This is a genomic window from Shewanella sp. SP2S2-4, assembly GCF_031932025.1.
GTDB classification, from domain to species: Bacteria; Pseudomonadota; Gammaproteobacteria; order Enterobacterales; family Shewanellaceae; genus Shewanella; species Shewanella baltica.
This window is the reverse complement of sequence record NZ_JAUOER010000012.1, coordinates 101,309-113,964: the sequence shown is the minus strand read 5'-3', so window position 1 is coordinate 113,964 and position 12,656 is coordinate 101,309. Positions and strand designations below refer to the sequence as shown.

At 46.1% G+C, this 12,656-nt stretch carries 10 protein-coding genes; 6 read left to right on the top strand and 4 right to left on the bottom strand.

Annotated elements, in window-relative coordinates:
- Positions 1 to 107 precede the first annotated feature (107 nt).
- Both Q4Q54_RS11820 and Q4Q54_RS11815 read left to right on the top strand, forming a co-directional pair.
- Complete coding sequence (locus Q4Q54_RS11820; RefSeq protein ID WP_311988526.1) at positions 108 to 626, top strand: GNAT family N-acetyltransferase; 519 nt, start codon at positions 108 to 110, stop codon at positions 624 to 626.
- Between the two features lie 165 nt (positions 627 to 791).
- The gene (locus Q4Q54_RS11815; protein ID WP_012196813.1) at positions 792 to 1,331 is read left to right on the top strand and encodes a YfaZ family outer membrane protein; all 540 of its coding nucleotides are present in this window, start codon (positions 792 to 794) and stop codon (positions 1,329 to 1,331) included.
- Positions 1,332 to 1,391: 60 nt separating this feature from the next.
- Here the strand turns inward: Q4Q54_RS11815 and Q4Q54_RS11810 are convergent, their stop codons facing one another.
- Complete coding sequence (locus Q4Q54_RS11810; protein WP_311988525.1) at positions 1,392 to 2,243, bottom strand: DMT family transporter; 852 nt, start codon at positions 2,241 to 2,243, stop codon at positions 1,392 to 1,394.
- A gap of 246 nt (positions 2,244 to 2,489) precedes the next feature.
- Between Q4Q54_RS11810 and Q4Q54_RS11805 the strand changes: the two genes are divergently transcribed.
- Positions 2,490 to 4,163 carry a diguanylate cyclase gene (locus Q4Q54_RS11805; protein ID WP_311988524.1) on the top strand — a complete coding sequence of 558 codons (1,674 nt, stop codon included), beginning with the start codon at positions 2,490 to 2,492 and terminating at the stop codon, positions 4,161 to 4,163.
- Positions 4,164 to 4,316: 153 nt separating this feature from the next.
- On the opposite strand, the gene xseA is transcribed toward Q4Q54_RS11805, so the two are convergent.
- Positions 4,317 to 5,663, bottom strand: a complete 1,347-nt coding sequence (xseA, locus tag Q4Q54_RS11800; protein ID WP_311988523.1) for an exodeoxyribonuclease VII large subunit — start codon at positions 5,661 to 5,663, stop codon at positions 4,317 to 4,319.
- 120 nt (positions 5,664 to 5,783) lie between these two features.
- Between xseA and guaB the strand changes: the two genes are divergently transcribed.
- Entirely contained in the window at positions 5,784 to 7,250 is a 1,467-nt protein-coding gene (gene guaB, locus Q4Q54_RS11795; protein ID WP_006085677.1) for an IMP dehydrogenase, read from the top strand.
- 120 nt (positions 7,251 to 7,370) lie between these two features.
- The gene (guaA, locus tag Q4Q54_RS11790; protein WP_311897874.1) at positions 7,371 to 8,948 is read left to right on the top strand and encodes a glutamine-hydrolyzing GMP synthase; all 1,578 of its coding nucleotides are present in this window, start codon (positions 7,371 to 7,373) and stop codon (positions 8,946 to 8,948) included.
- Positions 8,949 to 8,997: 49 nt separating this feature from the next.
- Here guaA and Q4Q54_RS11785 read toward each other — a convergent pair whose 3' ends face one another.
- The gene (locus Q4Q54_RS11785; protein WP_311988522.1) at positions 8,998 to 9,879 is read right to left on the bottom strand and encodes a GGDEF domain-containing protein; all 882 of its coding nucleotides are present in this window, start codon (positions 9,877 to 9,879) and stop codon (positions 8,998 to 9,000) included.
- A gap of 159 nt (positions 9,880 to 10,038) precedes the next feature.
- Here Q4Q54_RS11785 and tadA point away from each other — a divergent pair, with 159 nt between their 5' ends.
- Positions 10,039 to 10,557 (top strand): tRNA adenosine(34) deaminase TadA, encoded by a 519-nt coding sequence (tadA, locus tag Q4Q54_RS11780; protein ID WP_311988521.1) that lies wholly within the window; start codon positions 10,039 to 10,041, stop codon positions 10,555 to 10,557.
- Between the two features lie 445 nt (positions 10,558 to 11,002).
- On the opposite strand, the gene mltF is transcribed toward tadA, so the two are convergent.
- Positions 11,003 to 12,433, bottom strand: coding sequence for a membrane-bound lytic murein transglycosylase MltF (gene mltF / locus Q4Q54_RS11775; protein WP_311988520.1), 1,431 nt, complete (start codon positions 12,431 to 12,433; stop codon positions 11,003 to 11,005).
- Positions 12,434 to 12,656: the final 223 nt, after the last annotated feature.

The following is a 12,656-nucleotide window of genomic DNA, read 5'->3' as shown; positions in this document are numbered from 1 at the left end:
CTCTGTTAGATTTGTAGTATGAGAGTGAAAGCGAAGTGGGATATGAGTGCACAGCTAACTGGCGTGCATTTCCCGTATGTTGGCAACATTAACGGTTTAATCTGGATATGAGTGACATTCAGTTTGTAATAAGTGAACAGCCAGAGGAATTAGCGCTGGCGGCACAATTGATTGATGGGCGTGATGATAACGCCCATCCGCTGGACCATCAGGTATTTTTCGATTCTCGTGCGGTGATCTTAGCGAAAACCCTTAAGGGTGAGATAGTCGGTTGCGCTGCGATAAAAGCCGGTAAAGGCACTGTCGATAAAGGCACTGTCGGTGAATTGGGTTATCTGGTGGTGTCGTCCCATTATCGACGTCAAGGCATAGCTCAAGGTTTAACGCAAAAACGTATCGAAGTGGCGAAGGCTTTAGGGATCTCGATTTTATACGCCACTATTCGCGCCGAGAATACGTCGAGCCAAGCCAATTTGTTGAAGGCGGGCTTTCAGTTTTGGCGTGATTATTTGAGTATCCGCGGCACGGGCAACACTGTGGGTTGGTATTACTTAGCCTTAAGTACCAATGTCGACGCTGAAGCGATCATGTTGTCTTTAGTGGGTGATCGCATTCAAGCGGTGTAATTGTGCTGTAAGTGAAAAGACTTAGATCTTCAGCTGTTTCGAGTTTGTTTTACATTTGTATATCCCTCGCAAATTATCCCCATTTATACGCAAATAGGCTGATTTTCTTTATTTATTCGGTATGATCTGCGGCTATTACCCACAGTCATTTATTGAGGTGTTTTTATGGCTAAGTTCAGAGTAGCAAGTGTTTTATTATTAAGTGCAGCAGCGCTGCAAGTGAATGCGTCAGAATTTAATCTTGGGTTGAACAACGATGTGGTTTCTACTGAGTTAGAACTGCAATTGAGCAAAGATACTAACGCAGTTTTAGGTTATATCTATGCTGACGAGGGCGGCCATATTGCCCAAGGTGCAATGCACATGACCCATGATGTGGGTGTGCATCACTTTGAAGTTGGCGCTAAGTTAAGTCAGCTTTGGTCTGACTATTCTCCAAATGGTAGCGCCATTTCTGTTGGTGGCCGTTATGCGCTATCTATGGGACCTAATATTTCATTACACGCCGCCGCTTACTACGCACCGTCAGTCTTATCGTTTGGTAATGTTGATGGTCAATATGAGCTCGATTCAAAAGTGCAATACCGCGTAACGCCAAACATGGCGTTTTATGTTGGTTATCGCAAGATTGCCTATGAGTACGATGATGCCCGCGATTTTACCTTCGAAGATGGCGTGTATATTGGCGGCAAATTCCGCTTCTAAAACAAATCGTTTTGATCTCGCTGCGTTAACTTAGCAGTCGATGTAAAGAGCCGGCCGAGGTCAACTTCGCCGGCTTTTCAATTTTGCTTTTAGCTCGCTGTAGCTGGGCAATATGGATGAGAAAATGACTAATCCGATACCGATTAACATCACTAGGCTAAGTTCTTCATCCAGTATCCACCAGCCGAACAAGGCCGCAAAAATCAATCCGGTATATTCTACAGGCGCCATTTGGCTCGCATCGGCACGTCGATAGGCGTGAATGATGAGATAGGTCATGCCAATATAAAATAGTCCCAACGTTAATCCCACCTGCGCCACTGGCAGACTAAAATCCGCGCCTTCGTATAAGGTCGCCGGTATCAGAAATATCATCGCAAAGGCATTAGACCAAAAGAGCATAGAGAAAGGATGTTCATGGGTCGAATAGGCCTTTAAAATCAAACTATTCAATGCGGACGTCATCGCACCGAAAAAGGCTAAACCAATATACAGGTTAAATTCGGTTGGTTGGCTGATAAGTAGAATGCCAGTAAAGCCAATGATCCCCGCAACTGAGCGTCGATAGCCGATGCGTTCATGTAAAAATAACGCAGAAAGCACGAGGAGTAACAAAGGTGAGGTATAAATCACGGCGGTTACCGTTGCGAGGGGAAGATGCAAAATGGCGAGCATAAAAATGGCGTTGCCGAGCCCAATCAATAGGGCGCGAGCAAGATGCACTTTGTAATAAGGGCTCAGTTTGAGATGACCCTGCAAGCGCCACACAAAAGGCAGCACTAGCAAGGTGGCAAAGAGTTGTCTGTAGAGCACCAGTTGGAACACGGGTACATCATTTTCAAGCAACTTCACTAACAGGTTGCCACTGGCAATCAGTAATTGTGCGGCTAAAATCATCAATAGAGGCAGCATAGGAACCCAGCAAAAAATAAGTCAGTATTAAGTTGTATTTTTGATTTCAGGCCACGGTTTGGATTTTGAGACTAAAATACCTCCATACGACATGGGATATTCGACTAATTTAGCCTAATTGATTGTAAAAAACTAAATGTAGCCATAAAGTTAACCTACAATTCCAACTATCGACTAAGATTGACAGCATTAGCATTTACTTCATAGCTGTTTAAATGATCTATGGCCCTTTAACTTAATAAGCCGATGAACAAACTTAAACAAACCCTATTTTGGTGTTTTTTACTTTTTATATGGACATTAAGTCCCTCTGTATTAAGCGCTGAAATTGCGTTCGATTCGCCGTATTTGTTCTATGCTCAAGCGGATCAACAGCCCCCGAAACAGTTTGATGCTGTGCCCAATTGGATGGGCCAACTCGATGAAGCTAATTCTGTGAGTTTAACTGGCGGTGACTATTGGATGATCACGCCTGTGATGGTCAATCAGCGTCAGTCGAATTGGGTAGTGGATGCGAGTAATTCAATTATCGAATCTGTTGATTACTGGATACTCGGTAGTGATGGCAGTACACAACATGCCCACAGCGGTTACACCGCCCCCTACGAATTTTTATTCGATTATGGCCGTAAGGTTACCTTAAATATGGGTACGGATTATTGGCTGTTAGTTAAGCTGAGTAGCCGTTATTATTCATCGCCTCCCGAGATTGCCCTACAAAGCGTGACGGATCATCAGTTGATGTCTGATCGCCTCGCCATGGCCGTGCTGCTGTGCCTAGGCGGCTTATTATTTATCGCCTTATATAATATTCTGATTTATATCTCTATTCTCGATAAAGCTTTTCTTTATTATGGCCTTTACGTCTTCGCGTATTTTGGTGGCTGGGCACTGACCTTCCATTTGCCAGCGCACTTGTTTAATTTCCATTATCTTGAGTTGCATCATCTGTTTTTCATCAGTTTGCCCATTTTTAATATCATGTTTTACAAGCACTTCTTGCAGTTACCTAGCTACTCACCGCGACTGTGGCGCCTCAGTCAGTATTTGATGTTTGCTTGTATTGTGGCTTTGCCGACCAGTATTTGGTTGTTGTCCTATACGGCGATTATTGCCTCTGTGCTAATTATGCTGTGGATTGCCCTAGCGATTACCTGCGGTAATGTATGCTTGATGAAAGGCTTTGCTCCTGCGCGTTATTTTATTCTCGCCTTTACTTGTTTACTCTTGCCTGCGGTGATTATTTTGCCCGGGAATATGGGGCTAACCCCTGACTTTATTGAACATGCGGAGCTGGCGACACTGATGGGCGGCACGGCCGATGCACTGCTGCTGTCCTTAGCGTTAGCGAATAAGCTTAAGTTACTCGCAGAAGAACGTAAGGCGCATATTGAAGAGCTCGCAATTGCGTGGGAAAAGGCACGTTTAGATGGTTTGACCCGAGTAGGTAATCGCTATGCCTTTGATGAGTATATGAATTCGCAACTAGGCTTCGCCGATAAAGTAGTGCAGCCAATGGCGTTAGCGCTATTGAATATTGATAGTCTGAAAAGTGTTAACGAAACGCTCGGCCATCAAGAGGGCGATAGGCTATTGCAAATGATAGTGAAATTATTGCAAGCAACGGATCTCGCGCATATAAAGCTTTATCGTATTAGTGGCGATGAGTTTGTAGTTGTGACACCTTCAGTGGGTATCCCACTATTACTGAGTACATTGAATGGGTTAGGCGAACAATTAGCCAGCCAAGGCTTTAAGGATTGTCAGTGTAGTTTCGGAATATCGTTAAATTCTGAGGTGGCCGATCCCCATGAATGGCTGCGTTCTGCTGATACTCATTTGTACCAATCGCGAATGGATAAGCGTCGCCAAGAGTATGCCGATACCCGTGGTGTCGATGTGAGACTGCATTTAAGCTAGCCAATTCAGCATTCAATAAAATCATTTTCATGGGATGCTAGAACAAAACTAGACAACATAGAAAGGCGCAGATAAATTCTGCGCCTTGTTGTTTTTACCTTAAGTATAAAATTGCTTATCTAAGCTATAAATATCAGTATGCTAACTATCAACTTACTCAAGCAGCTTTATCTGAGTGACGGTTGATATCACTTGCCCATGGCGTAAGCGGGTTTGCAGGCTATCACCGATTGTCAGTTTATCCGTGGTATCGAGCACTTGATTGTGGATGTCAGTGGTGATGCTGTAACCACGGCTCAAGGTCGCAAGCGGACTGACGGTTTCAAGCTGATGGGCCGCGTATTTTATCCGTTGCTCACTTTGGCTGAGTTTGTCCTGCAATGCATCCTGTAAGCGACTCGCAAGATAACTTAGGCGGTTCCCCTCAATGGCGAGCTTATGCTTGGGAGATTGCTGTTCAAGGCGACTTGCGAGCAACTGCTGACGATGGCTGAGCAGGTGTAAGCGATTCGACAGCGCCGACTCCAGTCTTAATTGCATCTCATCGAATCTTTGTTCGAACTGCTGCAAGGTCCGTTTGGGATCTTGGCGTTGCAGTCTGTGCTCAAGCAAGCTGAGCCGTCTTTCTTGCTTAAGTTGATAATGTTTCGCACTTTGTTGCAGGCGAGATAAAGCTGTTGCGAGTTTTTGCGCCTTATTGTCGCTATCTTGGGATAACAACTCTGCACCTGCAGATGGTGTTGGGGCGCGAATATCAGCCACATAATCACTGATGGTGGTGTCGACTTCGTGGCCTACGGCGCTAACCACGGGCAGGGTGCTGTTATAAATTGTGTGGGCGAGGGCTTCGCTGTTAAAACACCACAAATCTTCAAGCGAACCGCCACCACGGGTGAGCAGTAAGACATCGACTTCTAAACGCTGGTTGGCGATATTGATTGCCTGACAAATACTCTGCGCTGCGGTTTCACCTTGAACTTGAGTCGGATAGATAATGACTTCGATTGAAGGGTCGCGCCTTGCGAGTACGTGTAAGACATCGCGAATCGCCGCGCCGGTTGGCGAAGTAATAACGCCAATGCGTTGGATATTTTTCGGCAATGGTCTTTTGGTGTCGGCGGCGAATAATCCTTCGGCGGCGAGCTTCATTTTGAGTGCATCGAACTGCTGGGCGAGTAATCCATCCCCTGCGGGCAGCATGGACTCAATTAATAATTGATAGTCGCCTCTGGGTTCATACACGCTGATCGCGCCTTTGACTAACACTTGCTGACCATTGATGGGCTTAAAGCTGACCGTTTGATTACGGCCTTTAAACATGGCGCAACGGATCTGGGAAGAGTGGTCTTTTAAGGTGAGATACCAATGACCTGAGCTGGGGGAGGAAAAGTTGGATATTTCGCCATTGAGCCAAATTTTACCCAGTTGTCCCTCGAGAATTTGTCTGACTTCACCATTGAGCCGCGAGACAGTATAAATATTGTTTTTGGTGCCTTGCATCGAATTACTCAATTAAATGGGGATATTTGCTATTTTCCATTTACCAGTGCCGATATGCAAGGTATAATCCCGCCGCAATATTTCACCTCTAAATCCTACTCAACTGGGGAGATGTTGCATATGCTACGTTTAATTAAAGAAGCGCTTACTTTTGACGATGTGTTGCTTGTTCCTGCGCATTCGACTGTACTCCCAAATACCGCCATTCTTAAAACTCGCCTGACCAATACCATTGAATTGAATATCCCACTTGTGTCTGCCGCTATGGACACAGTTACCGAAGCTCGTCTTGCGATCGCTATGGCGCAGGAAGGCGGTTTAGGTTTTATTCATAAAAACATGAGCATTGAAAAACAAGCCGAAGAAGTGCGTAAAGTAAAAATTTACGAAGCGGGCGTGGTTCAACAACCTGTGACTGTGACGCCATCTACGACCTTAGCCGATCTGAAAGTATTGACACTGAAGAATGGTTTTGCCGGTTATCCCGTGGTTAACGAAGCAAACGAGTTGGTTGGTATCATTACTGGCCGTGACGTACGTTTCGTCACAGATTGGAGCAAAACGGTAGAAGAAGTGATGACGCCTAAAGCGCGTTTAGTCACAGTTGCTGAAGGCACTAAATTAGATGAAGTGCAAAAATTGATGCACTCACACCGTATCGAAAAAGTGCTTGTGGTTGATGATAACTATAAGCTGAAAGGCCTCATCACTGTTAAAGACTTCGAGAAAGCCGAACGTAAACCTAACGCCTGTAAAGATGAGTTAGGCCGTCTACGTGTTGGCGCTGCAGTTGGTGCGGGCGCAGGTAACGAGGAGCGTGTTGACGCACTCGTTAAAGCTGGCGTTGACGTATTACTTATCGATTCTTCCCACGGCCATTCCGAAGGCGTTTTACAACGCATTCGTGAAACCCGCGCTAAACATCCTGATTTGCAAATTATCGGTGGTAACGTTGCCACGGCTGAAGGTGCATTAGCGCTCGTCGAAGCAGGCGTTAACGCAGTTAAAGTGGGTATTGGCCCTGGTTCTATCTGTACGACTCGTATCGTAACTGGTGTTGGCGTGCCACAAATCACAGCCGTTTCAGATGCTGCCGCAGCCATGAAGAGCCTAGGTATTCCTGTGATTGCCGATGGTGGTATTCGTTTCTCTGGTGACTTAGCCAAAGCATTAGCCGCGGGTGCATCTTGCATCATGGCGGGCTCAATGTTTGCGGGAACTGAGGAAGCGCCAGGCGAAACTGAACTTTATCAAGGCCGTGCGTATAAATCCTACCGTGGTATGGGGTCATTAGGCGCTATGTCTCAAGGCTCTTCTGACCGTTATTTCCAATCAGACAATGCTGCCGACAAGTTAGTCCCAGAAGGTGTTGAAGCGCGCGTGCCTTACAAAGGCAAGTTGAAGGAAATCATCCATCAACATATGGGCGGTCTGCGTTCATGCATGGGCTTAACGGGTTGTGCCACCATTCTAGAACTGAATGAAAAAGCCCAATTTGTGAAAGTGACTTCAGCAGGCATGGGCGAGTCCCACGTGCACGATGTGACTATCACTAAAGAAGCGCCGAACTATCGTTCGGGTTCTTAATCGTTTGATAAGAGGGGGCGGCAATAAGCCGCCCCTTTGTAAAGCGTGTGATCCAATACTCAAGGCTGGCTCTCGCCGCGTTGAGCAATGTTAAAACAATAGATGAGATAAAGGTTACCCATGAGCGATATTCATGAGCACAAGATACTGATCCTCGATTTTGGATCTCAGTACACTCAACTGATTGCCCGTCGTATCCGTGAAATCGGTGTGTACTGTGAATTATGGGCTTGGGATGTAACAGAAGCCCAAATCCGCGAATTTGCCCCGAACGGTATTATTCTTGCTGGCGGACCTGAAAGTGTAACGGCTGAAAACTCGCCGCGTGCGCCTGAATACGTATTTACTGCGGGTGTGCCTGTACTGGGTATTTGCTACGGCATGCAAACCATGTCTGAGCAGCTGGGCGGTAAAGTGATCCAAGGTGTGGGCGAAGGTGAATTTGGCTACGCTCAAATTGAAATGCTGACAGATTCCTTGCTATTCAAAGGCATAGAAGACGCAGTTAACAGCGAAGGCAAACCCTTACTCGACGTATGGATGAGCCACGGCGATAAAGTGTCGGCCATTCCTGAAGGGTTTGTGGCGGTCGCTAAAACGGATACTTGCCCATTTGCTGCTATGGCGAACGAAGAGAAGCAATTCTTCGGCGTACAGTTCCACCCTGAAGTGACTCACACTCGCCAAGGCATGCGCATGTTATCGCACTTTGCTTTAGACATTTGTGGCTGTGCGGCTAACTGGAAACCTTCCTCTATCATCGAAGATGCGATTGAGCGCTTGAAGAAGCAAATCGGCGATGATGAAGTGATTTTAGGGCTTTCGGGCGGTGTTGATTCTTCGGTCGTGGCTATGTTGCTGCACCGCGCTATCGGCAAAAAACTGACCTGCGTATTCGTTGATAACGGTTTATTGCGTTTGAACGAAGCCGAGCAAGTGATGGAAATGTTTGGCGATCATTTCGGCCTGAATATCATTCACGTTGATGCGGAAAACCGTTTCCTCGATGCGATGAAAGGCGAAGCCGATCCAGAAGCTAAGCGCAAGATCATCGGCCGTGTATTTGTGGAAATTTTCGATGAAGAATCGAAAAAATGCGCCAATGCCAAATGGTTAGCGCAAGGCACGATTTATCCAGACGTGATTGAATCTGCTGGCAGTGCCACAGGCAAAGCACATGTGATTAAATCTCACCATAACGTTGGCGGTTTGCCAGCCGATATGGAACTGGGATTAGTTGAGCCACTGCGCGAACTGTTTAAAGATGAAGTGCGCAAAATTGGTCTTGAGTTAGGTCTGCCATACAATATGCTTTATCGTCACCCGTTCCCAGGACCAGGTCTTGGAGTGCGTGTATTAGGTGAAGTGAAGAAAGAATACTGTGACTTATTGCGCCGCGCCGATGCAATTTTCATCGAAGAACTGCATAAAGCCGACCTGTACAATAAAGTCAGCCAAGCCTTTACCGTGTTCTTACCTGTACGCTCAGTTGGCGTGATGGGTGATGGCCGTAAATATGATTGGGTTGTGTCACTGCGCGCCGTTGAAACCGTTGATTTTATGACGGCCCATTGGGCACATCTGCCGTATGATTTCTTAGGTCGCGTATCAAACCGCATCATTAACGAAGTCGATGGCATTTCCCGTGTGGTTTACGATATTTCTGGCAAGCCGCCAGCGACTATCGAATGGGAATAAGTTAATTATTTGAATTAACGATTAAAAGGCGCCGAGTGCGCCTTTTTTGTTATTCATTCTGTCTGAGATCACTAGCAAGAACCACTCGATTTCTCCCGCCGTTTTTGGCCTGATATAGCGCTTTATCAGCAAGGTTAATGATCTCATCTCTATTTAGGTGTTGATTCGCAACGGTTGCGATACCAATACTGACTGTGATGCTAAGGTATTGACCTGAATAGTGAAAATCACTTCTTTCAATCAGCGTCCTGAGTTGTTCGGCTTTGAGTTGGGCCGTATGACTATCGCAGTGTTTAAGCTCAATGAGAAACTCTTCACCTCCCCAGCGGGCAACTCTATCTTGTTTTCGTAGACTCTTGCTGATGTGTTTTGCAAGCTTTGTTAATACATAATCACCCGCTGCATGGCCATAGGTGTCATTGATTTGTTTGAAGTGATCTATGTCTAGGATTAAGTAAGCACTGGGATTATTGTCGGTACTGTTTTCGACATTTTGATTGAAACTGCGTCGATTTAGCAGCCCTGTTAGCGGGTCGGTATTTGCGGCAATATTGAGTATTTGGTTTTTGGTGATTTGTTGTTGGATTAATTGATAGAGGCCGAACCAAGCGCAGAGAATGCCAAAGGTAAAGAGTAAGTCTTCGACTTCTTGATAGTAACTGGCTTCGAAGGTAGATAATTCATCCAGTATATTCATATTGTTACCTATGAATAGGCTCCCACAGCCAATTAACAGCCAAAGATAGATTTGACGGTTATGTCGCGTGTAGCTGATATAGAACATCATAAATAACCAAATGATAGAACGGATCAATTCAAGGCTGAGTTCGTAATAATTGATTTCGTTATTAATGGACTTGCCGTGCAGCATAATGCAAGAAAAGCCTGCACTTATGATCAGAATTAACCACTGCCAAAAGTATCGAGTCATTGGAGTATCGATGATAAAACCATAGGTAAAGTATAGTGTGATGGTAGTGTTATGCAGGGGGCTTGCATTGGAAATGCTGACTTTGTGATATGTAGGCGATTGGCTGTTATAATCCGGTTTTATTTTCAGGCTAATTAAATGAGCGTGTGAGTGGAGCAAATGCAGCAAGTTGAACAATCGCAGCAGGACGAACATTGGATGCAAGTGGCTATGTTGATGGCCGAGAAAGCCGAGGCCGAGGGTGAAGTACCTGTCGGTGCGGTTCTGGTCAAAGACGGCCAGCAAATTGCGACGGGTTACAATTTATCCATTAGCCAACATGATCCTAGCGCCCATGCGGAAATTTTATGTTTACGGGAAGCGGGGCGCTTGGTCGAAAACTATCGCCTGTTAGACGCGACTTTATATGTCACCCTTGAACCTTGTGCTATGTGTGCCGGTGCTATGGTGCACAGCCGGATCGCGCGGGTGGTTTTTGGTGCTCGGGATGAAAAAACCGGTGCAGCGGGGACTGTAGTGAATTTACTGCAACACCCGGCATTTAATCATCAAGTTGAAGTGACATCGGGTGTATTGGCCGATGCTTGTAGCGCGCAATTGAGTCGTTTTTTTAAACGGCGTAGAGAGGAAAAAAAAGCCCTGAAACAGGCTCAAAAGGCGCAGCAAGCGATAGAGTAAACAGTGCTAGAAGTGACAGGATTAATCCTGAGACTGAATAAAAGTAAAGAACAGTTTCTGACGATTCAAAATACGACGATGGCGAACTTTAAGTAAAGTACGACGACGCGCGACAGTATTGCTGATGGTTTTTCTTCTCATATTGACCCCATTCATTGTTATTATCGATGCCCTGCAGAGATGTATCACAGGTCATAACCCCAAGACAGTAGCAGTTGCACTTGAGTGCAGCAATAGCACTGGTCAGATAAGCTGAACTAAGTGATGTTTTAATCGTAAACCTGAGTTGGATCCAGCCCAGTTAAGCCAGCTTGGATCTAGTTTTGACTCTAGCTCTAGCTTCTAAACCTAAGCTCACTGAGATCACTGAGCTTAGATCTAGAAGCTGGTTCTATACATCATTGTCTAGAAACCTAGCTCTAACGCTTGGCTCAGGCGATGCAGATTACTTAGGTGGTTCTGGGCTTAATGTACCTGCGGGAGTGGCGGGTTCTTCCGACGCAAGATCGCTAGGTTCTTCCTCGGGGTTTTGCTGTTTCGATTGATTATCTACCCAGACTAACGTGTCGTAGTAGCGGCGAATACTGTCGACGTAATGGACGGCTTCACTGCCACGGGCATAGCCGTAGCGGGTTTTTTGATAGTATTTACGCTTTTGCAGCAGTGGCAGCACTTTCTTTAAATCTCGCCACGCATTGGGATTTAACTCCATCGATTCAGCCAGCTTTCGCGCATCTTCAACATGGGCATACCCTATGTTGTAGGACGCCAGTGCAAACCACATACGTTGACTCTCGGGAATGGATTCCGGCAGACGATTGATCATATCGTTCAAATAAGCCGCGCCGCCGCGGATACTTTCTTCCGCGTCCAAACGGTTGGTGATGCCAATTTCTTTTGCCGTAGGCTGAGTCAACATCATCATGCCGCGCACCCCCGTTGCCGATCGGGCATGGGGATTCCAATGGGACTCTTGATAGCTAGTCGCCGCAAGCTTACGCCAATCTAAATTGCCCGCATGGGTTTCAAATAACTGACGATAGCGAGGCAAAACGGTTTCGATAGCGCGGATAAATGCCCTAGTATCGACATAATCGAAGCGCTTCACATGGCCAAAGTATTTCTCGTTGAGATGATCAAGCGTACCGGCAAGCTTCTCTTGGTGCCAAAAGGCCAGTAATTGACTCATGAGTTCATCACTGCGGTTCGGCGGCAACAGCCAGACCACATCGAGCTTTTCTTCAAGTACGGGGCCTGAGCGCAGATCGGGCAAGTAGCGGCGGTTGATTTGTACGCTGCTGGAGTCGGCGATGGTGTAGTCAATTTCTTTGTTGGCGATCATGGCCAGCAATTCTTCGCTGTCTTTGTCGGTAATTTGATCCCACACCAGCGTTGGATAATGCTTTTGCAATTGAGTTAATGTCTCGACAAAGGAAGAGTCGGCGATGACAGTGATCTTACCTTTTAAGTCGCTGACGTCTTTGGGCGCTGGCATGCCTTCGCGATACACCAATACTTGATTAACGCGGTACAACGGCGGCCCTAGGCGGAATTGTTCACGCCTTGCGGGTGTTTCTGTCATGCCCGCGGCAATGAGGTCGATTTCATTCTTTTTAAGGGCTTCGTACAGCTCGGTGCGGTTAGTGTAGGGCACCATTTTCAAGGGCACATCTAAGTATTCGGCGAACAATACCGCCATATCGTAATCGAAACCGCTATCACCTTGGCCCGATGTCATATAAATCTGTGGGCCGTAAAGTGTGCCGACTCTTAACTCAGTTAATTTTTTCGGCACGAATTCTGTTTCGTCCACGGTCACCTGCTGACAGGCAGTCAGTAAGAAACCTAAGATAAGAGCGAACAGGAATCGTGTCATTAAATATGCTTATAGTAAATAAAATCAATATTATAGATAGCGAGTTAACAGTGGGACATGCGTGGTGAACTGGCCGACATTGGTGGGATTATATCCGTTTGTCTGCGATAACGTAAAAAAATCATTCGTGGGGGAAAATGGCGACTAAAAATGGTCGCGTTTTTTATATCACAGGAAACACTGTTTTGCGTAAGGTCACAGGTGATTTGTGGCAGACATTTCC

Bases quoted from the DNA above. Each gene is read 5' to 3' on its own strand.
- Q4Q54_RS11820 (WP_311988526.1), top strand. From the start codon at position 108: ATGAGTGACATTCAGTTTGTAATAAGTGAACAGCCAGAGGAATTAGCG.
- Q4Q54_RS11815 (WP_012196813.1), top strand. From the start codon at position 792: ATGGCTAAGTTCAGAGTAGCAAGTGTTTTATTATTAAGTGCAGCAGCG.
- Q4Q54_RS11810 (WP_311988525.1), bottom strand. From the start codon at position 2,243: ATGCTGCCTCTATTGATGATTTTAGCCGCACAATTACTGATTGCCAGT.
- Q4Q54_RS11805 (WP_311988524.1), top strand. From the start codon at position 2,490: ATGAACAAACTTAAACAAACCCTATTTTGGTGTTTTTTACTTTTTATA.
- xseA (WP_311988523.1), bottom strand. From the start codon at position 5,663: ATGCAAGGCACCAAAAACAATATTTATACTGTCTCGCGGCTCAATGGT.
- guaB (WP_006085677.1), top strand. From the start codon at position 5,784: ATGCTACGTTTAATTAAAGAAGCGCTTACTTTTGACGATGTGTTGCTT.
- guaA (WP_311897874.1), top strand. From the start codon at position 7,371: ATGAGCGATATTCATGAGCACAAGATACTGATCCTCGATTTTGGATCT.
- Q4Q54_RS11785 (WP_311988522.1), bottom strand. From the start codon at position 9,879: ATGACTCGATACTTTTGGCAGTGGTTAATTCTGATCATAAGTGCAGGC.
- tadA (WP_311988521.1), top strand. From the start codon at position 10,039: ATGCAGCAAGTTGAACAATCGCAGCAGGACGAACATTGGATGCAAGTG.
- mltF (WP_311988520.1), bottom strand. From the start codon at position 12,433: ATGACACGATTCCTGTTCGCTCTTATCTTAGGTTTCTTACTGACTGCC.